Consider the following 24,907-nt stretch of genomic DNA (forward strand, 5'->3'; position numbering starts at 1 on the left):
CCTTTGAGACTGCCTCAAAACACTATCAGTCGCGCCTATGCAAGCAAAAGGGCCACCATCGTATCGATGGTAGCCCTCATGGTTAAAGTTGTTGTGAACGCGAGCCTTACACCTTCGCGGGAACTAGATTGCCAAGCCGCTCCTGCAACAGTTCATCTCCGCGTGCAAGCAGGTCGGCTACTGGGAGCTTGCCTGCATCCACATCGGCCAGAATCGCCTTCTGCGCCACGTACTCCTTGTTCGTAATGCCAGCCTTCGACTGCAGCATACGCCACGCCTTGCGACGCTCCACGCAGAACAACACAAGCTGCCGCGAGATCGCTCGATACTCCAGTCCCTTTGAACCGGGTAGCGTAATGTACACGCCAAAGTCGGGGATGAAGGAACGATGCGCTGGGTCGAGATAACGCCGGTAAACTGCATCCTGCTGCGTAATCCGCACCAGCATGTTGTCCAGCGAAATCATCTTCTCGCTGGCTTCTTTCTTCACCTTTTTCAAGTGATTGCGGAAGCGTGCTTCGGTTACGCACCAGTGAGCAACCGTGTAGCGGCTCACTTCGCCTGTCTCCTTATCCTTCGTCGAATACCAATCCATATCCGGCATCGGATTGCCCTTCACGTCAATCGCTTCCTGGTACGTTTCACCAAGTCGCGGATTGAAGATGAACTCCGGTACGCCACGCGAATCCCTTACGCGCTGTGCCTGCATCAACGCCATGTCATCCGCCACACCATGCTCTGGCTGGCAAGTCGTAAACGACTGGATAAACGCCGTTCCGCGATACTCAAGTCCGTCGAGAATCGCGCGATACATCTTCGGTGCATTGGCCATCGAGATCTGAGCTACGAAGGGCGATCCATGTCCCGCGAGGAAGGTTTCGGCAACCGTTTTCTTCTCGACGTTCTTGCCCTGAGTCGCCGAACCAAAGACGTTCATATCGTTGCCGCCCAGCATCGGAGTCGAGTCTGAGTTTTGCCCGCCAGTATTGGAGTAAACCTGCGTATCCAGCATCAGTACCTTGACGTTAGGCCGGTTCTGCAGGATGACTTTGCTGGTGTTCTGGTAGCCGATATCGCCGATGCCGCCATCGCCGCCGACCACCCAGACCTTGGGCAGTTCAACGATCTCCAGATCGGTCATCGTCGCATCTGTGAAGTGCGTGAACTCATAGTATTCACGCGGCGAAATTACATTCTCATCGCGTGTCAGAATCGCATCCGTAAGCCGCTCGGGAATGACAGACCGGCGCGCATGATCCACGATGAAGCTCTCGCCCATCAGCCAGCCCACGGTCACACCATCCTGGAAGAGCGAGTTCATCCACGGATAGGGGTGCGGATTGTTTGGCGCAGTCGATCCGTACACGGTATTGCAACCCGTATGCGCAGCCATTGCCATGACGCTCATGCCATTCGCCAAGCGTCCATCGATGGGCTGCAGGCTCTTGTGATTGAAGGCCTCGGTAAGCAGAATCGCAGCCAGAGCGTCGATGATCTGCAGATCCGTAATTGCGCCATTGGCCGCTTCATGAGCAGCAATGCGCGATTTCGTATCCTCAGTATTCTCGCCGCCCAAACCGAGAATCAGATGTGCCATCAACTGCTTCAACAACGCATACTCTTCGGGGTTCTTTTCTGCCAATGCAGCCAGCTTTGCTGGACCAGTCTTCTCCAACTCACCGGCCTTGCCCACAAGACGATCGCTCTTGGTGTGATATACCGGCCGCATGTAGGCTTCGGTTACCGCGGCTATCGCACGCAGCACACTCTTTTCGCCGCAACCAGCGCAGGCTCCATCTCCGGAGACCAGCGCATCGTAGTTGCTGCGAACCATCAGCAGGTTGCGCAGTGTAGCTGTCTTTGAATCCGCAGGCGAAGCAGCATTGAACAGGCCAAGGAACTTTTGCGAAGTATCCGGCAACAGGTCGAGGAACGCAGTGCCAGTCTCATGCTCGGCATTGACTGTTTCTGTCTCCGCCACCATGCGCAATGCATCATGATCGCCGCAGGCCGTGACGCAGGCGCCGCAGCCTTTGCAAAGATCGGATACGAAGATTGAGAACACGCCGCCCGAGCCAGCCTTCTTGCGCTCCGGCGAAGAGAAGATCGCGTTCACCTTGGTGTAAGCCAACGGCACTTGAGAGATGATCTTCGCGAACTGGCTCTTCGCCTGCTCGCTGATTCCACCATTCTCTGTGCTGATAGTCTCCGTTACATTCAGCAGGATCTCAGGCATCGGAATCGTCAGCTTCTTGGCTACCGCTTCATTCATCGATACACGCGCCATCGATTCAATCTGCGGCACCAGCGAAAGCAGCTTCGCACGATCGCCGAAGTCCGTCACATAACGCATCACAGCAGTACGCAGCACGGTCTCCAACTCCTGCGAAGTATTGGGCAGTGCGGTATCCGGGCAGGCGGCGATGCACTCCATGCACTGTGTGCAGTTCTCCGGGATGTAGAGCGGAGTCTCGCGGCGCGCTACATACTTCGAGGCTGTGTCACCGGTGGCCGCAGCGATCATGCCCAACGCGGAGAGCGGTGTGGCTGGCTGATCATAGCCATAGTTCGAACGGAACTCGGAATCGAAAGTCGTAAGCAGATTGATCGGCGCCCGATCCTTTTGCCCTGCAGGCAACGCATGAGAACGGCAACCACTTCCGCAGCTTCCACCAGTCTCGGCCTCGATCAGCACGGGCAGTAATGCAGCACCGCGCAGGCTGGAGCGATCAGGAGCAGACAACTCACCGATAGCGATCTCCGCTACCAGCTCGAAGCCCTTGGTCATGACTTCCATGTTTGACTGCACAACTGCATCGCCCAGTTTGCCAAACTTCTTTACATACTGCTTGTAGACAACCTCGCGATACTTGTCCTGATCAATTCCAAACTCTTCAAGCAGCGGAGACACTGCAAAGAACGCGCCGAGGAACGCATTGCCCTGCATGCGCAGTTGCAGATCGGCACGGTCGGTAGCCTCACGCGCAATCTTGAATCCTGGCAGCGTGAAGACACGAATCTTCATGTCTACAATCTGCTTGCGCGCCCACTGCGGCAACCGTTCCCATGCCTGCTCGCCGGTCTCTTCCGATTCCCATACGAGGCTGCCGCCCTCGGCCATGCCATCCAGCGGATTGGTATGCGTGAACGCCTTCGGATCGCAGCACAGCACTACATTGACATGCCGCAAATCGCAGTTCACGCGAATGCGATCTTTTGCCGCTACCATGAAGTAGCTGGTCGGCGCACCCTTTTTCTCCGAACCATATTTTGGATTCGCGCTGACGTGAATGATCTCCTTTGGATTGCCAAGGTCATCCACAATGCCATCGCGATCGAACAACAGATCGTTCAAATCGCCAATGATTGCGCCGAGATTTTTGCCGGTCGTAATCGCGCCCCATCCGCCAATGGAATGGAAGCGCACTGCAACCGCACCTTCCGGCAGCAGGGAAGGTGTCTCGGTCGAATTCACACTGTAAGGATGATCGATGCCCAGCACGATAAAGGAAGCACCATCGGCAGCGGTCTTTCCATCCTTGCGTGCGCGTCCCGCAGCCGCGTATTCATAGGCAGCGATAATGTGTTCCGGCCTGAAGTCACGCGAACCAAGTCCGTATGTGCCGGAGAAAATCCGCGGCATCTCTGCAGCGGTCATCGCAGGGAGCGCTTCTTCCTCAGGACGGCCAGCATACAGAATCGCGCCCTGCACAGCCTTGTTCAGAGCAGTGCGGATATCGCGTCCCAGCGGATTGTCGCCGCTCATCGCTTCGTCTGTACGCTCCAGGATGATCACGTTCTTCTTGCCCTTCAGCGCCTTTACAATCGCCGCCTCAGGGAAAGGACGAATTACATTCACATGGATCGAACCAACCGAAGCACCACGCGTTTCGCGCAAATAATCGACTGCGGCTTCGATGTTCTCAGCCGCTGAACCAAGCGAAACAAACACGGTCTCCGCGTCTTCGCATTTGTGTTCGGAGAGCAGTCCATACACGCGGCCTGTCAACTCGCCGAAATCTTTGTAAGCCGCTTCCAGCATTTCGAGAATGGGCTCGACGAAGTTATTTCGCCGCGCCACGATTCCCTGCATGTAGTGCTCCTGATTTTGCACCGGGCCGAGCAGCAATGGGTTTGCAAGATCGATCATCGCCGGTACGCGCCGACGTTTCGGTCCGAACAGAGTCCGCTGCGCTTCTGTAGGAGTATCAATCAGATCTTCAGGCGCGCCCAGATACTCGCGAATCAACTCGGACTCATGCTTGTAGAACGTTCGCTCCAGATGCGAAGTCAGAAAGCCATCCTGAATATTCATGCCCGGCGTCAAGCTCAATTCGGTTACGCGGCGCAAGACAAGCGCCTGGTCCGCAGCCTGCTGCGCGTCCTTACCGAAGATCATGATCCAACCGGTATCGAGTGCACCGTAGATATCGTCGTGACCGCAATGCACATTCAGAGCATGCTTGGTGAGCGCACGCGCGCCCACTTCGAGCACCATCGTCGAACATTTACCCGGTGCGTGGTAATACTGTTCCACGCCATACACAATGCCTTGCCCCGAGGTGAAATTCACGACGCGCTTGCCGCAAACTGAGTGAGCAATCGCACCACCCTGGGCAGCATGTTCTCCCTCGGTCTCGATCGCAATCGTGTTATGCCCGAAGACATTCAGATTGCCTTCCGCATACGCCTGCTGGAACAGCTCTCCACCCTCAGTCGACGGGGTAATGGGATAGAACACACCCGCATCGGCAATGCGTGTTTCCGTGTGATACGCAATCAACTGGTTGCCGTTGGCGGTAATGCGAATGCCGGGGTAACGTGCCCCTTTGCGTGCATCGATTGTCATGGTTCTCTCCCTGAAGCAAGCGTATGGTTCCCTGATTTTGACTGAACCCAGTTACGGTCGCGGCGCCTAAATCCAGATGGGATCTAAGGAATCTATAAGGCACACCGTGCATGGGATTGTAATTCCAGCGGACTAGGTGCCGCAAATAACCGTGTTACCTGCTGGGATAGACGTAAAATCCGCATGGAGAGACATCCCGCTATTCGCCGAAACCGTCCAATCAATTGGACTTACAGGGGAAGTTGGAGCATCTTTACAAAAGAGCGATTTCTGCATCCAGCGATTTTTGCATCCAACCAGAAAACATCTAACCAGAAAAAGCTCGATAAAAGAGGAATATGAAATTCAGAGTTCACGTGCATCCTACTTTTGCTTTACTTCTGGCTCCGTTTTTTCTGGGATTGCTACTCTGGTCGCGTCCATCTTTTTCTGCCGCTCCGGCCCCAACTGCAGGTCCTGCTCCTCTTCAGCCTCTGAGTGGTCCCTTTGCAACTCCATTAGCTCTCAACAACTTTGATCCTGCCGCTGCGGGGGAGTGGTTTGACGGCTCGGAACATCCGCTGGCCAATCCTACATTGTTACGACAGCTTCTTTGGACGCAGACGGTCGGTCCGTGGGGGCCTGTTCTGAAGTTTGGAGTATCCAATCAGCCCGGCCCACGTCACCTGCGCCTCGGTTTCGCCAGCCCGATTTCGATTGGATCTATCCTGGTTAGCGGCGGCGATGTTATCAGCGTTCTGCGGCCCGGCGCAAAGTATCCCGGCAACCTTGCCGATGACAGCCAATGGATTCCCGCCCAGCATATCGTCAACCATGAGCTATCCACATCCGATGTCGGGACGGGTACCTTCGCGCTCTGGATTTTGCCCAGCAATACGAGTACACGCGCCATTCGCTTTACTCACGTTGCGGCGCTTACTGATCCGAGTTATCCAGGCACACTCGGCGGCGTGTATCTGCTATCAACCCGGTTAGCTAACCTGGCACCACAGGCAGTAGTCGCGACCAGTTCTAACAACAGCAAGGCCTCGTTGCTGATCGATGAACAATACAATGGCTGGCATCTCTGGGATAACGGCCCTGACTTTCATCACGCGGTCACTGCTTCCGATCCCGAATGGATTGTGCTTACGTGGCCCAAGCCCATTGCGCTTCAGGGATTGGCAGCTCTCTGGGCTGGCTTCAATGCCGCCGACGTGCAGACGTTTCAAGGCCCGGACACCATTGCACCGCAAAATGCGCCTGAGTCCGACTGGCATTCCGTGGGCCAGCAATATGCGCTGCGCAGCCAATATCCACGCGCCTTGGGCGTTGATTGGATGGACTTCGGCAAGACGGTGCAGACACGTGCCATCCGTCTGCGCATGACTGAAGTCACAGACGAGTCGCATCATCAGCATCTTGCCGGTCAAACGAAGAATGGCACACGCGTATGGCTTGGTGAACTCATGGCTCTCAGCCTACTCGGATCAGGCGAGCTTCACATAACTGCGTTGCCTGCGCTGGCTGCTGCCGGTCCGCATCCACCCATCCCCGTAAGATTTACTCTCGATGCGCCGGGCTATGTAAGCCTTGTGATTGACGATGCGCAAGGCAATCGCGTTCGCAACCTGGTTTCCGACACGTGGTTTGAAGCAGGCGCAAACACTGTGTGGTGGGATGGTACGGACGATCTGCAACGCAATCCCGATGCTGCCGCGCACGGTGTCTATCTTATCCCTACGCACTTTGTCGCACCGGGCCACTATGAGGTGCGCGGCTTGTTTCATAAAGCTATCGATCTTCACTACGAATTCTCCATCTATAACGCGGGGCATCCCGCGTGGGATACGGCAGACGGCAAAGGCGGATGGCTCACTAATCACACTCCGCCATCCAGTGCACTCTTTCTGCCTGCGGATAAAGCACCTGGCGGTAAGCCACTCGTCTATCTAGGTAGTTATGTAAGTGAAGGCGGGTCCGGCCTGGCGTGGGTCGATCTCGATGGCAACAAGCAAGGAGGCCGCGGCTGGGTTGGCGGCTCATGGACGGCTGCTCCATTTATCGCCCAGGATAAGGGTGCGCAGGCGGATGCAAACACCTATGCCTATGTGGGTGCATCCTGGCGTGATGAAGCGAGTAAGAGTACGAATTACAGCAAGGGCATAGTTCGAATTACGGCTCTTACTAATCATGGCGATAAGTCGGTCCTTGTTTACAATTTTGATCCTGGAGATAAAGTCGATCGCGATACAACGGGAAAGATCAATTGGATGCTTCAGATGGATGGACTCGCAGTTCAGAATAAGTTACTCGTTGTAAGCCTGAATCGCATGAATCAACTGCTTTTCATCGATGCTGCCTCGGGCAAGTCTCTTGGAGCAATTCAAGTCGAAAGTCCACGCGGTCTGATCTTTGATGCACAGGGCCGACTGCTTGTCCTCTCTGGCAAAACGCTTCTGCGCTATGTAATTCCGAATGCAACGACGAACTTTCATCCGGAGCAATTGCCCAAGCCAGAGAGCATTCTTCGCAGTGGACTCGAAGACCCGGCGGGATTAACGCTCGATGCATCCGGCAACGTGTACATCAGCGATCGCGGCAATTCGAGCCAGGTCAAAGTCTTCTCTGAATCAGGCAAGCTGCTGCGCTCCATTGGTCGTGCCGGGCCATCGCAGGCTGGTCCCTATGATGCAGAGCACATGAATAATCCCAAAGGCATGGCCGTCGATAGCAACAACCATCTATGGGTCACTGAAGAAGACTTTCAGCCGAAGCGCGTCAGCCTTTGGACTCTTGATGGAAGATTTCTGAAAGCCTTCTATGGGCCGTCTGAGTATGGCGGCGGCGGGTCCATTGATCCTACCGATAAGACGCTCTTCTACTACCATGCTATGCAGTTCAAGCTGGACTGGAAGGCGGGTAACTATGCAATCGATTCCATTCTCTATCGGCCCGGTAGCGACGATCTTGTTCTACCTAAATTTGGCGCGCCCACTACAGTTATCTATCACGGCCATCATCGCTATTTCACCAACTGCTATCTTGGCTATCCGATCTTTGGCGCCAGCGTCGGCATGATTTTTCTTGATGAGAATGGAACGCTCCATCCGGTAGCAGCGTTGGGCAAAGCAAATGACTGGCCCGTTCTGCAGACAGATGCATTCAAGCCGCGCTGGCCGCAGGGCGTTAACCCTGCGAGCAGCTCTCCTCAAGATGCAGTGCAGTTCTCCTGGTCCGATGCGAACGGCAACGGCAAGGTCGATCCTGAAGAGGTTATCTTCGTCAAGGCCGACACGCGCTCCATCACAGTTATGCCCGATCTCTCGGTGATAGACGCCTTCGTCGACGGCAAGGCGATGCGTTATCAGCCTGCCACATTTACTGCGGATGGCGTTCCGGCTTACGACGTTCGTAAAGGCGAGGTCATCGTAGACGGCGTGCAAAAACCGAAGGGAGATGGAGGTGGACAGGCTCTCTATGCTCCGCAACAGACTGTCCTCACCACGGCACCGCTGCCTTTTGCAGGCGAGAGTGTAGGTGGTGTCGATAGCCATAACCATCGCTGGAGTTATCCCAGCCTGTGGCCCGGCTTGCATCCTTCTCACAGCGCTCCTGTGCCTGATCGCCCAGGCGAACTCATTGGAACGACGCGCCTGCTTGGAGACTTCATTCATCCATCTACACCGGACGTAGGCCCGGTGTGGGGAATCAACAGCAACGCTGGAGATATGTATCTCTTTACTGCAGATGGTTTCTTTATTACACAACTCTTTCAGGATTCGAGATCGGGTAAGTCATGGGCCATGCCCGCGCCCCAGCGCAATATGCTTTTGAACGATCTAACGCTGCATGATGAGAACTTTTTTCCAACACTGACACAGACTCCCGATGGCAACGTATATGTAATCGACGGTGGGCGAACCAGCATTGTGCGTGTCGATGGGCTGAACACGATGCGTCATCTGCCTACGTTCTCTCTCGATCTAACATCCGGACAGTTACTCGATGCCCAGAGATACATGACGCAGCATGAACTGGCGCGGCAGCAGGCCTCCGGAGAGAACTCCCTGCAGGTAACTGTTCGCACAGGTTCAACACCCACGCTGGATGCAGTCGCGAGCAAGATGAAAGATGCGAAGTGGGCAACCATAGATCGCCGCATTACCCAGGTAGGCTGGAGCCAAAAACCGGATCTTGTCGAGGCCGCTATCACGATTGCAGGCGATCGTCTGTTCGCGTCCTTTCACTCCGGCGATCCCAAACTGCTGCAAAACGCGGGTGGTGTAGCCAATGCTCCATTCAAGACTGGTGGCGCGCTTGATCTCATGATCGGAGCCAACCCCAATGCAAATCCACAACGCCAGTCGCCTGTTGCGGGTGATATTCGCCTGCTGGTTTATCAAGTTGCAGGACAGACCAAGGCAATGCTGTATCGCGCTGTCGTATCGGGGACAAAAGATCCAGTGCCGTTCTCATCTCCATCGCGAACGATCACGCTCGACCAGGTAGAGGATGTAAGTGGTCTCGTGGAGCTATCTTCCAGTGCTGGCAATTACACCTTCTCCATCCCCCTTAAGACCATCGGACTCAAGCCTGTCGCAGGTGAAAAGATCAAGGCTGATGTGGGAATTCTGCGCGGTAATGGAACGCAGACGACACAGCGTGTCTACTGGAATAACAAGGCTACAGGCATAACATCCGATGTGCCGAGCGAAGCAGAGCTTGTGCCTAATCTCTGGGGCGAATGGCAGTTTCAGTCTGCTAATTAACTTTGAACACGCTTGTCGAGCCTTCAATGCGTATGAGAAACAGCGACCCTGCTTGTTTAATTGCAAAAGGCATTACCTTTGATTGCATCGCGAATGAAACTCACTAAGCAGTGAGCCGTATTGGTCAGACAGGGGTTTATGCGTTTATTACAGTCAGATAGCTTACAAACGACCGCCCCTCACGCACCACGCAAGAGGACGCGCCACAATTCCAGTTGCTCTCAAGTGAATTCAAAAGCGGACAAATGCGATGGCTACATCCCCCTCAATCCAGATGCGCACCAACCCAATCTCTGCGGTGTTGGAGTGGTTCGGTGAGTTAGGGATATTCACTGCACAGGTTCTCAAGGCAGCTTTTACGCTGCCGTTTGAGTGGTCTGAGTTTGTTCGTCAGTTAGATGAAATCGGCGCGAGATCACTTCCACTCGTAGCCCTTGCGGGCTCGGCGATTGGAGTTGTTCTCGCGCTTGAGACCCGATATAGCCTGGTGCGTTTCGGCGCCAAGTCACTGCTGCCTACAACAATCGTGTTTGCTGTAGTCACAGAGATGAGTCCCATCATCACGGGCCTCGTGGTCAGTGGCCGTGTTGGTGCAGGCATCGGCGCTGAGTTGGCTGCGATGAAAGTAACTGAGCAGATCGACGCGATTGAGGCATCGGCAGTCGATCCATACAAGCTGCTCGCTGTTACACGCATTGCTGCTTGTATCCTCGCGCTTCCACTGCTGACACTTGCCGCATCGTTCTGCGGAGTGCTGATGGGATGGGTGACGAATACGCTGATCGAGCCCATTTCGCTGATGCGATTTATCAATACCGGATTCAACAACGCGAGCTTCAAAGACTTTCTTCCGCCGACATTCAAGACCTGTGTCTTTGGCCTGATCATTGGCCTCATCGCGTGCTACCAGGGGATGCGGGCGAGGGGGGGAGCTGAGGGTGTTGGAACCTCTGCCACAACGTCCGTAGTGCTGTCTTCGTTATTCGTGATTCTGGCTGACGTGGTTCTCGTCAAGCTGATCATCCTTATCTTTCCGTAGGTGTTCGATCTTACGTGTCAGAAACAACGAGTCAGAAATGGCACCAGAAATAGCGGGAGAAATATGCAAGTGAATTCGGATAACCCGGCGGCTTTAACTCCCGCGGTGCTAACTCAGGCCAGACATAAAGACGCAGAGGGGTTCGTCGACGCGATTGTTATCGACGACGTTCATAAATCTTTTGGTGAACAGAAGGTGCTCGATGGGGTCTCATTCACTATTCGCAGAGGAGAGACGATGGCGGTGCTGGGGCGCAGCGGCACGGGCAAGAGCGTTCTGTTGCGCATCATCGTAGGTCTGCAAAAACCGGATCAAGGGGCGGCTACAATCCTCGGCCAGAACATGGCCGAAGCGACACCGGATCAGCTACGCGCAGTCCGCGTACAGATGGGTTTTCTCTTTCAACATGCGGCGTTGTACGACTCTCTAACTGTTGAAGAAAATGTGGCATTTCCTCTCATCCATCACCGCCCGGATATCGCCAAGGCAGAGGTGCATGACAGGGTTGAAATGCTGCTTAAAGAAGTAGGCCTGGAGGGGCATCTCAACAAGATGCCATCTAACATTTCAGGTGGCATGCAGAAGCGAGTTGGCCTGGCAAGAGCACTGGCGCTTGACCCAGTCATTCTGATGCTAGATGAGCCCACTGCCGGCCTCGATCCAATTGGCTCCGGCGAGATCGATGAGTTGATTGTGAAGTTGCAACAGGAGCACCAGATGGCTTCAATCGTGGTTACGCATGACCTGATCAGTGCTCGCAGTATCTCGACGCGCATTGCGTTGCTGGATAAAGGAAAGATCGTCATTGAAGGAAGTTTTGAGGATCTGCAAAAGAGCGACGAACCATTCGTATCGAAATTTCTGCATCGGGACTCGTAGGAGAAACTATGTCAAGAACCGCGCGGCTAGGAGCCTTCATACTTGGAACACTTGCTGTCCTTGTCCTGGGCATCTTTATCATTGGAAGCAAAAAATATCTGTTCACACCGACCTATACGTTGCGAGCAAAATTCGCGAACGTGGCGGGCCTGCAATCCGGTGCGGATGTGCTTATCGGCGGTGTGCATAGCGGCACGATCCGCTCTATCGATCTGCCTACGAATCCGGCGGATAAAGTCACGGTAACAATGGAGCTGAACAAGGCTACTCATACCATCGTAAAACAGGATTCAATCGCTTCCATTCAAACCGAAGGCCTGTTGGGAAATCAGTTTGTATCACTCTCCTTTGGCTCGCCTGGACAGGCAGACGTGAAGGACGGGCAGATCATCAACAGCGTTCCTCCGTTGGAAATGGCGGCGATTCTGGACAAGGCAAACAGTCTTCTGGCGACGGGCCAAACGGCGATGAACAACATTGCATCCGTGACTGAAAATCTTAAATCCGTCAGCGCCAAAGTCGATCACGGGCAGGGAACTGCGGGCGCTCTCGTCAACGATCGCGCACTCTATAACAATCTCGAAGCAACAAGCGCAGAAGCGAAGAGCACAGTTGCCGCAGCACAGACAGGCATCACCGATTTTCAGGACAACATGGAAGCGCTCAAGCATAACTTCCTGTTGCGCGGCTACTTCAAAAACCGTGGTTATGAGGATTCAAGCGATCTCGGGCGAGATGAAATCGTGAGCCTGCCGAGCGTGGCGACGAGCAAAGACTTCACCTTCTCTGCGAAGCACTTATTCGATAAGCCGGACTCAGCTAAACTCAAGAACGAAAAGTCATTGAAGGAAGCAGGCGAGGCTCTCGCCAACGAAGACTTCGGTGCCGCTGTCATCCAGGTATCGGCCGGCACGATAGGCAACTCGGACGACCTGGTCAAGCTTACACAGGCACGGTCTATGGTCATTCGCGACTATCTTGTGCAGCATTACGGCTTTGATGATACGAAGCTCAAAACGATCTCCGTCGGCAAGCAGGGTGGCACAAACTCCAAGGACGATTGGGGTGAAATCAAGATTCTCATTTATCCGCCAGGCACTGCGATGCCTGCTCTCAAGTCGCCATCGAAATCACCAGCACCTACGCCAACGGATGCTCCGCCGAAGACCGAGCAGAAGTAAGAACAATCAACCGCGAAGCTGCCTTTTTGCCGCAACCTGCTTCTCATTGTATGGAATATCAATTTCAACTACTGACCGGCGCTATCTGACCAGAACTATTCTGGACCCCGGTCAGTCTTCGTTTCACTTGAAAGGGAAAATTATGCCGTTGATTCATGTGTTGCTGGTACTGATCGTAGTCGGTGTTTTACTTTGGCTTGTCAACCGCTTTATCCCAATGCAATCGACGATCAAGGGCATATTGAATGCCGTGGTTGTGATCGTTGTTGTGCTTTGGCTTTTGCAGATTTTTGGATTGATTTCGCAGCTATCTACCATTCGCGTCGGGCATTGACCGCCGAAGGGAATGGATAGATAGAGGGATCAAGAATTACGAAGTGATCATGGACAGCCCTGAAATACGCGAAGCTGCTTGCAGCACGCGTCTTCAGGGCTGTTCGTATTGCTTTGCTTCCAACTCGGCCCATCGCGTATAGAGAGTATCGAGAGCTGTCTGCGCGGCTTCCATCTCTCCAATCGCCGCTTGCAGTCGAACGGGATCAACTACCACATCCGGCTGTTCGAGGACTGCGCGCCTGGTGGCAACCAACTCTTCGCCATCTGCGATGCGTGCCTCGATCGTCGCGTAATCCCGCGCATCCATGTAAGAGAGTTTCTTCTTTCCAGGCTCTCCCGCACTTTGCTCCGCGTTCACCGGCTGCAATGCAGCGGCGGCTCGAGAAGAATTTCCTGTTCCCTTTGCCGCGATCTGCTTCTGCTTGTACTGCCATTGATCCCATTGCGAGTAATCTGCAAACCGCTCTGCGTCGCCCATGCCGTCGAGTCCGAGCACTACAGTAGAAATGCGGTCCAGCATATAGCGATCATGGGTGACGAGCACTAATGCGCCGGTGTACTCCAGCAGACTCTCTTCAAGAATCTCAAGCGTAGGAATATCGAGATCGTTCGTGGGCTCGTCCAGCAGCAGCAAATCCGCAGGCTGCAGCATCAGATTTGCGATCAAGACACGAGCACGCTCTCCACCACTTAACCGCTCTACGGGTTGATTCAACTGCTCGCCCGTAAACAGAAAGCGCGACGCCCACGAAGCAACATGGATCACGCGATCCTGATAGACGACCGAATCGCTCTCGGGCGCCAGTGCGCGTCGCAGTGTGACTTTTTCATTGAGTACGCGGCTCTGATCGAAGTAGACAATGCGCAGCATATTCGCCAGCTTGATCTCACCCGAGTCAGGCTTGGCCTGCCCGAGCAGCAAGCGCAGCAGAGTTGTTTTGCCGCTTCCGTTGGGACCAACGAGACCGACGCGCATACCGGCGCTGATGTTGAAGTTCAGCTTATTCAGCAGAGTCTTTTCGCCAATGCTGTAGCGTACATCCTTCAGTTCGGCTAACCGCTTCGTCTGGCGTTCGGTTGCTGAGAAATCAATGCCGGCGCTCGAAACCTGCCCACGGCCTTTCATCTCTTTCAGCTCGCCAATCAACTCATTTGCACTGCCGATGCGCGCCTTGCTCTTTGTCGTACGCGCTTTGGGGCCTCGGCGCAGCCACTCCATCTCTCGCTTGACACGATTCTCCAGCGACTCCTGCCGCTTGGCCTGCGACTCCAGAAACAATTCTTTCTGCTCAAGGAATTCGCTGTAATTTCCATGCACGCGCAGCAATCCCTCGGGATACTGCTTGTTCAGCTCTACTATTTCCGTCGCTACGTTCTCCAGAAAGTAGCGATCATGGCTGACCACGACGCAGGCAAAAGCAGCGCCCGCCAGCAACTCTTCCAGCCACTCAATGCCTGCCAGATCGAGGTGGTTGGTCGGCTCATCCAGCAGCAGTACGTCGGGCTTTTGCGCCAGCGCCTGCGCAATTGAAAGCCGCTTCTTCCATCCGCCGGAATAGGTCACGGCTTCGGTGTCAAAATCTTCAAAGCCGGCGCGTCCCAGCGTCTCCGCGGTGCGGCCTTCCCACTCGCTTTCGTGAACGCCTGCGCGCTTCAGCGCCTGCTGCACGACATCGCGCGCGGTTACTCCTGCTGGAAACTCGGAGACCTGCGCTACATAACTCAGCTTGGTCAGCTTCTTGCGTGCGACCTCGCCGTCGTCGGCATCGATCACTCCCGCCAGCACGCCGAGCAGCGTCGATTTTCCCGAACCGTTCGGTCCGATGAGGCCAATGCGATCGCCTTCATCTACCACAAATCCAATTTCACGAAAGAGCGCAGTAGCCCCAAAGGACTTCGTCAGTCCCTGTCCGTTCAATAATGTTGCCAAAGTGTTTTGCTCTCTCTCTAGAAATTCCCGACTAGTATTCCGGCTCATAGCTGAAGAGCCACAAAATCCAGTGTCTATTTCAATTCTACCTGTCAACTGCTTTCCAATGTATTTACGCTATCCGTAGGCACTCGATTCGCGCGTCGACAGATCGTCGAATGCCCAATCTCTTGTGCACCTTGAACAAAGTTTTTTTCACCCTCGTTTCGACAGGCTGGCTTTTCGGGAGTCATCTAAAATAGGTTCTATGCAATCCGCATTTGCTCACGTTCTGATGCTTATCTTTGCCGCTGCTGCCGCACGATTTGGCTGGTACATGATCATGGCACCTGAACGCGCGTTGCGGATCTTTACTTTCGGAGCTGAACCGCCCTTTGGTAAGCGATTCGGGATGGCATGGTGCAAGGCGGTTGGATGGTTGTTCACGGTAGGTGGAACTCTCGGAATCGTGCTTTACCTGGTGCTATTCCGATCGATCTTTGGCGCTCTCACTGACGGGCGAGGGCGCCGAGGATGCGGCTCTGTGGCCGTAGCGCCCACGATGCCACAGTAAAACCGGCCAGTATGAGAGGGGCGATGATGTGAAAGGCGTAAACGCCGTAGCCGCCAACCGCTGCGCAGGATGCGGCTGCGCCTGTCAGGTCAAAGAAGATTCCGGCATACGCCCATTCTTTGAGGCGCGGAAAACGCGGCACGAGGATCGCGATGGCTCCAAGCGCTTTCCAAAATCCCAGGATGGCCATGAAGTACATTGGGTAGCCGAGAACCGGCACCACGCCATGAGAGTTGCCGGGAAATTGCACCATCTGGACAACTCCCCCGCTTCCGATAAAAAACGCTACGAGTATGGTCGTAATCCAATAGGCAATGGCTTTTGTTTGCATGGTTAGTTGGCCTCCGCAACGACATGCTCAAGGCTGGCGATGAACCGTTGCCATCCGTAAGTCGCTCCCTTGTAGCTGGCATCTTTTTCTGAACGGAAACCGGATTGTTCCATGCGGAGATGCGTGCCGTTCTTGGATGGAGTCAACGTCCAGGTGACTACGGTCTCCAAACCGAAAGAACCCCAGCTATAAGAGAGACGTGAATTCGGTTCGACGACCAGAACTTTGCAGTCTATGACTCCGTTCCAATTGGGCACGGGCGTGGCGCGGAAGCTGAACTCGTGACCTACTTCCGGCTGGAAATCGTTCTTCATCAACCACTGCTCTATCAGGGAGCTTTGCGTGAGGGCGCGCCAGATCTTTTCCGGGGAATGCGGCATTTCGCGTTCAATGACGAGGGTTTGTGTGGTGGGATCGGTCATTTGATCGGTCATTTGTCTATCCTTTCGAGCAGGTTTTCGAGTTGATCAAATCGGTCGCGCCAGAAGGCAGCATAGAGATTCATCCAGTCGACCAGAGGGGCCAGAGCCTGAGGCTGGGCGCTGTAATGCGTCTCGCGTCCGTCGCGCCGATGATGTACCAACCTTGCGCGCTTGAGTGCCGTGAGATGCTTGGAAACCATCGGCTGCGAAACGCCGGCATGGACGGTCAGAGCGTGTACGGTCTGTTCGCCATCGCGGGCGAGGCGCTCGAAGATGGCCCGCCGAGTGGGGTCCGCGAGTGCTTTGAAAAGATTGTCGGCATTGGCTCGCACTCCGGAAACATAACCATATGGTTATTGATTGTCAAGCGATAGTTGAATGAAAAGTTTCAATCAGGGGAAGGTTGGGAGAGCTGGACTCTGGGCTGATCATGGCCGCAGGGCATGTACAAAGATGGGGAAGTTTTCGGCGGGGAAAAAAGAAAGGGGCCAGAACGTGCCAGACCCCTTGCGCTGAAAATTCTGGCTCGACGTTTGCCGCGTCCTGGAAACCGCAGGCACCGTACATTCGGCCATTTCTCCTATTGCAATGCACCAGCCGGGAGTCGCGAAGTGTGGCTTTTCCTGATGAAAAGCCACGCAATCAACCGCTGCGCAGAATATACCGATAGAAGAAATGCTCTAGCCTTGTCCCTGATACAGTGTTTTGATATGCCCAGACGTTTCATCGAGACCGGATCTTAATTCGCTCGATCAAATAGGATTCAAAGAGGCGTATGTCTGGTATCGCGTAAGATCGTGCTCAAAGCCCTCATCTTGTATATCGATTTTTTTAAGCTGCTTCTCAATGCTCGATAGCGCACCTATGTCATTAAAAACATACCACCGGTTTGAGTTCATGGACTTCCAGGTTGATCTGGTGCAGCGCTCTCTTGTGCGCAATGGGCACAGCATTTCGCTCAAGCCCAGAAGCTTTGACCTGCTCGTCTATTTTCTTCGCAATCCGCAGCGGGTGGTTACGGAAGACGAGCTGATGGTTGCACTCTGGCAGGGTGTTCCTGTTGAAGAGAGCGATTTTGGCCAGCACCTTTTCCTGCTTCGCAAAGCGCTCGCGACAGGCGAGCCGGATGCGCTGTCCGTTGCTGGGTCGGATGACAATCTGATCATGACTGTACCCGGGCGGGGCTACGAATTTACGGCTTCGGTCAGAGGGCTGGATATACCGGCAGAGGCAAGACACGAGCTGAGTGCAGAAATACGAAGCAACGCGGCCTCTGGTCAACGTTTGCTTGCTCAGGCCAGCGGGTTCGCCGCAGAACGGGGCAAATCGGGGCAGGATAAATCGGAGCGGGGCAAATCGGAATCGGCCTCTTCGGAATCAGTCGCCGATACTCGTGAGTCTGAATCTGGCAGCCAATCTGGCCGCAGTGCTACATTGCTGCACCTCGGTCCGCCGCTGTATGCGCTGATTGGATGCATCGTCCTTCTCACTATCGCTGGTTGCTGGCTGGGACTGCGTTCTCTGAATCGAGCTCGTCCCGACTCGCTGCGCATTGTTATCGACGACTTCCAAAACGCTACGGACAATCCTGACTTTGACCTGTCGCTCAAAACGGCACTGACCATCGATGTGCAGCAGTCGCCTTATCTAAGTATCACTCCGGACGAAAAGCTTCATGATGTGCTGGCTGTGATGCAACTGCCTGCCGGGCAGAGGCTCTTGCGGCAACAGATCAGCAATGCCTGCCAACGCCTCAACGATCAGGTCTACCTGACGGGAAGCCTCCATACTTTTGCGCTCAAATATCTGATCACCGTGCAGGCTTTCAACTGCGCGAATGGAAACAGAGTTGGGCAAAGCAGGGGCATCGCCGATACTCCGGACGGCGTTGTTGCGATATTGGATAAGGTCGCTGCTGATCTTCGCAGGCAACTGGGAGAACCGACCAAGTCTGTTCAGGATTTCAGCAAGCCGCTCTTTGCTGGACGGTCGCCTTCGCTGATTGCGCTCAAAGCCTATTCTTACGGCATCAGGGTGGGCATTGAGGGTAAGGAAACGGATTCGGTTCCGCTGTTTCAGCAGGCCATCGAGATCGATCCGAAATTTGCACTGGCCTATGCCAATCTCGGCGCAACCTACCGCAATCTCGGCCAAAACGATCCAGCGGCCGCGGCCATCACCAGGGCCTATGGGCTGCGCGATACGGTCGATGCGCAGAGCCTATTCCTGATCGTTGCGCTGTATAACAACGTTGTCACTGGCGATCTTCTCGCCGCAATCCGCAACTACCAATCCTGGATCGCGGCTTATCCGCACAATCCTGTGCCACTCTCGGAACTTGCCGATATCGAGATTCAGGTTGGCAAGCCAGCCCTTGCGCTTGAGGCTGTGCACCGCGCACTTGCAATCAATCCTCAGGACGCCAATAGCTACGTGGTTCTGGCTCGCGCACAGATGCATCTCGGGCGTTTTGAAGAGGCCACGGCGACTTGCAGGCAAGCTATCCGCCGCCATCTCGATGGGCCGCCGATTCATGTGTTTCTATTCCAGATCGGTTATCTTCGCCTGGATCAACCAGCTATGGACGAGCAGATAGCGTGGGCGCAAAGTCCGGCTGCGGGGAAGGCGGGCGAACCTTATATGTTGCAGCAGCAGGGCCTGATGGATTTTGCCCTGGGCAAAGCCAAATCCGCGCAGACGGTACTGGGAAAGCTGGTTGATGGCTCTCGCAAACAAGGGCAACTCGATCTCGCCAACCGGGTGCAAAACGGTATTCCCAGAATCAATGCCGAAGTCGGCCTGACGGACAGCGCCTATGAAGAGCTGCAGCGTATGCCCGAAGCTCAAGCGTCTACGGATAGCCTTGCTGATGTCTCCGTAGCGTGGGCTCATGTTGGAGAGACCACACGCGCTGAGACGCTGCTCAAGCGCGCACTGGCTGCTCATCCGGCCAGCACGCTTTGGCAGCAGGATAATGGTCCGCAGATTACAGCCGCGATTGCGCTCAATCAGAAGAAGCCGGAGTCGGCTATCGAAGCATTGCACGCTGCGTCAGCGTCGGCTCAGCTCGATTTTGACCTGCGCGACTTTGCGTTGCCTGCCTTGCGTGGCCGCGCTTATCTCGCCGCGAAAGAGCCAGCGCTGGCCGAAGCCGAGTTTCACAAGATCCTCGACCACCCGGGCATTGAGCCGCTCTCGTATCAGTACGCGTTGGCTCAGTTAGGCCTGGCCCGCGCTCTTGTTCAGCAGGACAAGCTCACTGAAGCGGGGTTCGCCTACAAGGTGTTTTTCCAAATCTGGAAAGATGCAGACCCTGACTTGCCGCGCCTCAAAGAGGCCAAAGCAGAATACGCCAAACTCACAGACGGCGAGCCCACCCCAGTTGTCCACAATTCCGCCAGTCACAGAATTGCGAACCCACGCAGAAAGTAGCAGTGGGTAAGTTTGAATCCGCAGCTCCTCGAAGCCCTCATCGCTTTGCTTTCACGCATAGGGGTTTGATAAACTCTGGTCAAGACGCAAACCGACGACAGTCTAGCATATATGAAATGATCGCTTTTGAAGTGACCGCTGCGAATGCCCTGGGGCTCGCCAGCCTTCCTGAGGAGCCTTTGGATGAGTTCAGCTACGAAGAGATCTCCTGTTTCAACGAAGCCCGCAGCTTCCACCGAAGTCAATCGGGAAGAAACTCCTTTTGAGGCGCTGGCCAGCATCTGCTCGGTTCTGGTGGTGGGCCTGTTCGTTCTGACCTTCTTAGCTCAGAACTACCTCATTCCGTCAGGCTCGATGAAGAACACGCTGCTTGTGGGCGATCATCTGGTCGTCGACCAGATCACGCTCATGCCGCCTGCTTCGTGGATGCCGCTCATCAGGTATCGCGAGCCGAGGCGCGGCGATATTATGGTCTTCCACAAGCCCGTCAATCAGCCTGGTATTGATGCCACTGACGCCGACGGAACACCACAATACACTCCCCTGGTGAAGAGGTTGATTGGAGTACCGGGAGATCATATTCATCTACGGAACGGCATTGTGATTGTTAATGGTGTTGCACAGCCGGTGGGATTTGCAGAGCCGACGACAACGGATAACTTCAACGAGTTCCTCGATGATTTTCCCGCAGTACCCCCGGCAGCAGCATCGGGGGCGGCAGAGTCGTGGGCCGTGAACTTCTCAAGCTATATCCAGGATGGCGACCTGGTGGTTCCACCCGGCATGTACTTCATGATGGGCGATAACCGGCACAACAGCCTGGACTCGCGCTACTGGGGCTTCGTGCCACGCGCCAACATAATTGGCCGGCCTCTCTTCAACTATTGGTCGTTCAAGGCCGAAGATGGACAACTTGAACAAACAGGATTCGGTCACAAGCTCGCGTGGATCGGCCACGTTCTGGTGCATTTCTTCCCAGACACGCGCTGGAGACGGACTTTCCACGTTGTTCGTTGAACCGAAATTGTAAGATCCCGATTTGATCTCGGTGCGCTCCGGTCGTATGATCGCCTATTCGTCAATTACTACTTGTGCACTACCCGACACGCCAGCCGCAGTTCTTGCCTGGATTACTCCCCAGATGTGGGCTTGTCGTCAGCTGAGACCAAGTTATCAGAATGGCGTTTCTCGTTATCAAACCATTCAATTCTAACTACCGCTAAGAATGCGAGCTATTTGTAAAGATAGCCGAACATGATAGTTCTTCTGCACTGCGAATTATTTCGGCGAGGAGCGCGTTTTCTTCTTGTACCAAATGAAAGCTTCTGTTATTCCTAGTAACAATGGCGTCATTGGCCCACTCAAAGAGTGCGGTCGCAAAGGTGACCCGTCAAAGGAAGTGTTATGAAAACCCACCTCAATGGGGACGTTCTGTCCCTGTCTTACGACTCCATCCGTAACATCAGTTGCTCTCACGATCTCGAGAACGGCCGCAAGGTTATGGTCGGTCGCATGCGCGCGTCCGAATCCCAAAATATCAGCACCGACGAGAATGTACGTGACTACCTCGTGGACGCCGTAGGCAAGAAGAAGAAGCGCAAGGGCGACGTTCACCGCAAGATCGAAGACACAGTCGAAAACTACCCTGAAAACTTCTGCGTTTTGAATGGTGGTCTTGTCATCGTTGCGCGGGACTATGAAATCGACGAAAAGACAAAAACACTCAAGCTGACGAAGGCCAGCCTTATCAACGGAGCACAGACACAGGGTGTTCTTCGTGACCTCTCAGCAAACGGCGCTGATCTGGACATCTTTGTTACTTTCGAATTGATCGTGACCAAGGATGAGGCGCTCATCGCAGAAATTTCGATTGCGCGTAACTTTCAGAACGCCGTGGAAAACATCTCGATTGCAGGAAGTCGTGGCGTGCTTGATGAGTTGGAAGCGCACTTGCAAAAGAGTGATGCTGCTCTGAAGTTGCGAAAGTCGGAGACTGACCGTTCTGACGAATTCACCGACACCGAAAAGCTCATTCAGGTCATCATGGCTCTGGCCCCCACTGATTTGCTTGATGCGTCTGACATTGGGGCCAAGGACAAGGTGTACACCTACAGCCAAAAGGCAACGTGTCTCAAGGACTACTCGAAGATTTTCGAGGCTCAGAAGAACGAGAAGACAGACGGCGCTAACCGCAGGCTCTACAACTTCTTCTTGGGAATTGGGCCTGTAGCACTCGACCTCTACTACAAGTGGAAGACGCATCAGGGATTTCAGGGTACGGGGCTGCGCTCTCTTGTGAGGGAAGGCCGCACGATCATCGACATCCCCGACGGCCTCATCTTTCCCGTTATCGCTTCGCTTTCGGTTTTTGTGAAGCAGATCAAGAACGGCTGGATCATTGACCAGCCGTCGGCCCTTGATGATGAGGAACTCGTTGCGGCGGCAAAAGTCGCGTACACGAAGATGGCTGGCAGCAACCCTCAGACGATGGGAAAAAGCAGCGCCTGCTACTCGTCGTTGCTTCAGTTGACCTCGGTTTACAAGAAGCTGGTCGGCTAAGGCCGGGATGCCCCTTCTACGCGTGCTGAAAGTTCGCGTGGAGGGGCACAACCCTGGGTGGTCGCCTGCGACATGCTTCAGAATTGTCGAACCGATTTGTTAGTACCGTGAAGTTGGCTTATCGTCAGTAATTCAAGTCAGGAGCGCTCTTTGGGTTCATAACCCAAAGAGCGTAGTTTTAGCATTCGGACTGTGAATCCAAACGGCCTCCACCAGAAGCAACCCCTCTTAGCTGGATGCTTTTGCACTGCCTTTTACTGGCGCCGCTGGCTTTTCCGCTGTCAACTTCTCAGCAGTCGCCGCATTCTTCGACACGTCGCCGTCCACTTTGACGTCCGCCTTGGCCGCAGGCTTGGGAATCTCGGTCAAATCAGCCTTGCCTTCGGCCAGCCGCATCATGAACTGCTGGCTGCTGAAGCCCGGGGTCTTGCGTCCGGCATCGCCTTTGGCTGAGCTGGCGCGGATGTAGCCGCCATCTTCCTGCATCAAGCGAGCCTTTGCCGTGTCTGCCAGGTAAGCGGGCAAAATCTCATCGTGGATGCGAGCCTTCGCGGCCTTATCCCGTACTGGGAAAACTACCTCGCAGCGCTCGAAAAGATTGCGCGGCATCCAATCGGCACTGCCCAGATAAATCTCTTCGTGGCCGCCGTTGGCAAAATGAAAGATCCGGCTATGCTCCAGAAAACGGCCGATGATCGACCGCACTCGAATTCGCTCGCTCAGTCCTTTAACTCCGGGCCGCAGTGTGCAAACACCACGAACAATCAGATCGATCTCCACACCCGCCTGCGAAGCGGCGTACAGAGCCTCGATCATGCTCGGCTCCAACAGGGCATTCATCTTGGCGACAATGCGCGCCGTTCTACCGGCAGCAGCATGCTCGGCCTCACGCCGGATCAGTTGCAGAAAGTTTTCCGCCATCGTCAGCGGAGCTACGAGCAGCGGCTTGTAGTCATCAATCTCGGCATGGGCCGTGAGGTAATTGAAGACCATGTGGACCTGTTCCGTGATGGCCGGATCGCTGGTCAGCAAACTCAAATCCGTGTAGAAGCGTGCTGTGACCGGGTTGTAATTTCCCGTTCCCAGATGACAGTAGCGACGCGTTACGCCATCCTCATCGCGGCGCACGAGCATCGCGAGTTTGCAATGGGTTTTGAGGCCAACGACGCCATAAAACACCTGCACGCCAGCGTCTTCCATGCTGCGTGCCCAGCGAATATTGGATGCTTCATCGAAGCGCGCCATCAGCTCTACAACTACCGTGGCTTCTTTGGAAGCTGCGGCCTCGGTCAGCGCCTCAAACATCGGCGAGTCCGTGCTGGTGCGATAGAGCGTTTGCTTCATTGTTACGACTCGCGGATCGATGGCTCCCTGAGAGATGAAGTTGACGACTGGGTCGTACGAGTCATACGGATGGTGCAGCAGAACGTCCCTGTGCCGCAGCTCCTCAAAGATGTCTGCAACCGAGCGGCTCAGATTGAATTGCTTGGGGACAAACGCTGGAAACTTCAGCTCGGGCCGCGGAATATCTCCGTAAAAGAACATGAGGCGTGCGAGGTTTACCGGGCCGTCCGCCAGATAAATCTGCGACTCGTGCAGCTCAAAGTTCACACGCAGCCTGTCTACGATCTCAGAGTCGGCATCGCTCACAATCTCCAGGCGAACTGCATCGCCTTTACGCCGATTGTGTAATTCGCTGCGAATCGATTCCAGCAGCGATCGCGCCTCTTCCTCTTCAAAGTAGAGATTCGAGTTTCGGGTCACGCGAAACGCAGCTTTGGCCAGCACTTCGTAGCCGCGATACATGCCGCTCAGGTTCTGCGCCACCAGGTCCTGCAGCAAAATGTAGTCGCAGCAGCCGGAGGCAGCATTGGAACCCGCCAGTTTCACGAAGCGCGGTAATGCCCGAGGCACGGTCAGCACTCCCAGCACCACTGGGCCTGAACTCCGCCTCTTGGCCCGAAGCAGGATGGCCAGGCAAAGCGCCCGATTGAGAACTCGTGGGAACGGATGTGCCGGATCGATGGTGATCGGAGTCAGAAGCGGGTCAATCTCACGCAAATAGTAGGCGTGCGCCAGCTCCTTCTGCTCATCGCTTAATTCATCCCAGGCCAGCAGCCGAATCCCTTTTTGGCGCAGCTCGGGCAGCAGTTCTTCATTCCAGCAGCGATACTGCGCATCCATGAAGTCGTGCATTTCCGCTGTCAGGGCGTCGAGCGATTCCTGCGGAGGCAGCCCATCATAGCCGGGCTCGGTATGCCCGTCTTCCGTCCTCTGCAGCAGTCCGGCGAGGCGAATCTCCACATACTCATCGAGGTTGCTGCCGGTGATTGCGAGAAACTTCACGCGCTCCAGGATCGGGTTGGTGGCGTCCGACGCCTCTTCCAGAACGCGCCGGTTGAACTGTATCCACGACTTGTCGCGGCCTGCAAAAAGCTTCTTGTGCTGCGTATTCTTAACCATGAATTTGCAATCTCCCAGCTTCTCGTCTGCCGTCTGAAATAAATACGATCCGGATTGACCGCCGCCGTGTTCCAAAGTCTAGTTCTTTCAACACTTCCCGGCAATGCACAATCGCTCAGGGAAAAGAGGGCGGCGTTTCGCGAGTGCTCCTTCATCTCTTATCCCAACGGATAGGGCCGATG

Annotated in this window: 14 protein-coding genes; 8 read left to right on the top strand and 6 right to left on the bottom strand. The window is 54.7% G+C overall.

Annotated elements, in window-relative coordinates; translation table 11 throughout:
• Positions 1-106: 106 nt before the first annotated feature.
• On the bottom strand, positions 107-4,849 hold the full coding sequence (locus tag OHL19_RS17100; protein ID WP_263358988.1) for a 2-oxoacid:acceptor oxidoreductase family protein: 4,743 nt from the start codon (positions 4,847-4,849) through the stop codon (positions 107-109).
• A 338-nt stretch (positions 4,850-5,187) separates the two neighbouring features.
• Between OHL19_RS17100 and OHL19_RS17105 the strand changes: the two genes are divergently transcribed.
• The 5 genes from OHL19_RS17105 (at position 5,188) to OHL19_RS17125 (ending at position 13,033) form a co-directional block, all read left to right on the top strand.
• Positions 5,188-9,600 carry an NHL repeat-containing protein gene (locus OHL19_RS17105; protein ID WP_263358989.1) on the top strand — a complete coding sequence of 1,471 codons (4,413 nt, stop codon included), beginning with the start codon at positions 5,188-5,190 and terminating at the stop codon, positions 9,598-9,600.
• Positions 9,601-9,850: 250 nt separating this feature from the next.
• Positions 9,851-10,639 carry an MlaE family ABC transporter permease gene (locus tag OHL19_RS17110; RefSeq protein ID WP_263358990.1) on the top strand — a complete coding sequence of 263 codons (789 nt, stop codon included), beginning with the start codon at positions 9,851-9,853 and terminating at the stop codon, positions 10,637-10,639.
• Between the two features lie 63 nt (positions 10,640-10,702).
• Positions 10,703-11,518, top strand: coding sequence for an ABC transporter ATP-binding protein (locus tag OHL19_RS17115; RefSeq protein ID WP_263358991.1), 816 nt, complete (start codon positions 10,703-10,705; stop codon positions 11,516-11,518).
• A gap of 8 nt (positions 11,519-11,526) precedes the next feature.
• Positions 11,527-12,699, top strand: coding sequence for an MlaD family protein (locus OHL19_RS17120; RefSeq protein ID WP_263358992.1), 1,173 nt, complete (start codon positions 11,527-11,529; stop codon positions 12,697-12,699).
• Between the two features lie 142 nt (positions 12,700-12,841).
• Entirely contained in the window at positions 12,842-13,033 is a 192-nt protein-coding gene (locus tag OHL19_RS17125) for a Thivi_2564 family membrane protein (RefSeq protein WP_263358994.1), read from the top strand.
• A 93-nt stretch (positions 13,034-13,126) separates the two neighbouring features.
• Here OHL19_RS17125 and OHL19_RS17130 read toward each other — a convergent pair whose 3' ends face one another.
• From OHL19_RS17130 to OHL19_RS17145, 4 genes are all read right to left on the bottom strand, one after another.
• Entirely contained in the window at positions 13,127-14,965 is a 1,839-nt protein-coding gene (locus tag OHL19_RS17130) for an ABC-F family ATP-binding cassette domain-containing protein (protein ID WP_263358995.1), read from the bottom strand.
• A 488-nt stretch (positions 14,966-15,453) separates the two neighbouring features.
• Complete coding sequence (locus OHL19_RS17135) at positions 15,454-15,849, bottom strand: DoxX family protein (RefSeq protein WP_263358997.1); 396 nt, start codon at positions 15,847-15,849, stop codon at positions 15,454-15,456.
• A gap of 2 nt (positions 15,850-15,851) precedes the next feature.
• On the bottom strand, positions 15,852-16,283 hold the full coding sequence (locus OHL19_RS17140; protein WP_263358998.1) for an SRPBCC family protein: 432 nt from the start codon (positions 16,281-16,283) through the stop codon (positions 15,852-15,854).
• Positions 16,280-16,603 carry an ArsR/SmtB family transcription factor gene (locus OHL19_RS17145; protein WP_263359000.1) on the bottom strand — a complete coding sequence of 108 codons (324 nt, stop codon included), beginning with the start codon at positions 16,601-16,603 and terminating at the stop codon, positions 16,280-16,282. The genes OHL19_RS17140 and OHL19_RS17145 overlap by 4 nt, the downstream gene beginning before the upstream one ends.
• A gap of 532 nt (positions 16,604-17,135) precedes the next feature.
• Here OHL19_RS17145 and OHL19_RS17150 point away from each other — a divergent pair.
• From OHL19_RS17150 to OHL19_RS17160, 3 genes are all read left to right on the top strand, one after another.
• A complete protein-coding gene (locus OHL19_RS17150) occupies positions 17,136-19,703 on the top strand; it encodes a tetratricopeptide repeat protein (protein WP_263359002.1) in 2,568 nt (855 codons plus the stop codon).
• Positions 19,704-19,886: 183 nt separating this feature from the next.
• Positions 19,887-20,720 carry a signal peptidase I gene (lepB, locus tag OHL19_RS17155; protein ID WP_263359003.1) on the top strand — a complete coding sequence of 278 codons (834 nt, stop codon included), beginning with the start codon at positions 19,887-19,889 and terminating at the stop codon, positions 20,718-20,720.
• A 387-nt stretch (positions 20,721-21,107) separates the two neighbouring features.
• Positions 21,108-22,262: an AIPR family protein gene (locus tag OHL19_RS17160; protein ID WP_263359004.1), complete on the top strand. Its 1,155-nt coding sequence runs from the start codon at positions 21,108-21,110 to the stop codon at positions 22,260-22,262.
• Between the two features lie 228 nt (positions 22,263-22,490).
• Here the strand turns inward: OHL19_RS17160 and ppk1 are convergent, their stop codons facing one another.
• Positions 22,491-24,725, bottom strand: coding sequence for a polyphosphate kinase 1 (gene ppk1, locus OHL19_RS17165; RefSeq protein WP_263359005.1), 2,235 nt, complete (start codon positions 24,723-24,725; stop codon positions 22,491-22,493).
• Between the last annotated feature and the right edge of the window lie 182 nt (positions 24,726-24,907).

This window comes from Acidicapsa ligni (genome assembly GCF_025685655.1).
Lineage (GTDB): Bacteria > Acidobacteriota > Terriglobia > Terriglobales > Acidobacteriaceae > Acidicapsa > Acidicapsa ligni.

Bases quoted from the DNA above. Each gene is read 5' to 3' on its own strand.
- OHL19_RS17100 (WP_263358988.1), bottom strand. From the start codon at position 4,849: ATGACAATCGATGCACGCAAAGGGGCACGTTACCCCGGCATTCGCATT.
- OHL19_RS17105 (WP_263358989.1), top strand. From the start codon at position 5,188: ATGAAATTCAGAGTTCACGTGCATCCTACTTTTGCTTTACTTCTGGCT.
- OHL19_RS17110 (WP_263358990.1), top strand. From the start codon at position 9,851: ATGGCTACATCCCCCTCAATCCAGATGCGCACCAACCCAATCTCTGCG.
- OHL19_RS17115 (WP_263358991.1), top strand. From the start codon at position 10,703: ATGCAAGTGAATTCGGATAACCCGGCGGCTTTAACTCCCGCGGTGCTA.
- OHL19_RS17120 (WP_263358992.1), top strand. From the start codon at position 11,527: ATGTCAAGAACCGCGCGGCTAGGAGCCTTCATACTTGGAACACTTGCT.
- OHL19_RS17125 (WP_263358994.1), top strand. From the start codon at position 12,842: ATGCCGTTGATTCATGTGTTGCTGGTACTGATCGTAGTCGGTGTTTTA.
- OHL19_RS17135 (WP_263358997.1), bottom strand. From the start codon at position 15,849: ATGCAAACAAAAGCCATTGCCTATTGGATTACGACCATACTCGTAGCG.
- OHL19_RS17140 (WP_263358998.1), bottom strand. From the start codon at position 16,283: ATGACCGATCAAATGACCGATCCCACCACACAAACCCTCGTCATTGAA.
- OHL19_RS17150 (WP_263359002.1), top strand. From the start codon at position 17,136: ATGTCATTAAAAACATACCACCGGTTTGAGTTCATGGACTTCCAGGTT.
- lepB (WP_263359003.1), top strand. From the start codon at position 19,887: ATGAGTTCAGCTACGAAGAGATCTCCTGTTTCAACGAAGCCCGCAGCT.
- OHL19_RS17160 (WP_263359004.1), top strand. From the start codon at position 21,108: ATGAAAACCCACCTCAATGGGGACGTTCTGTCCCTGTCTTACGACTCC.
- ppk1 (WP_263359005.1), bottom strand. From the start codon at position 24,725: ATGGTTAAGAATACGCAGCACAAGAAGCTTTTTGCAGGCCGCGACAAG.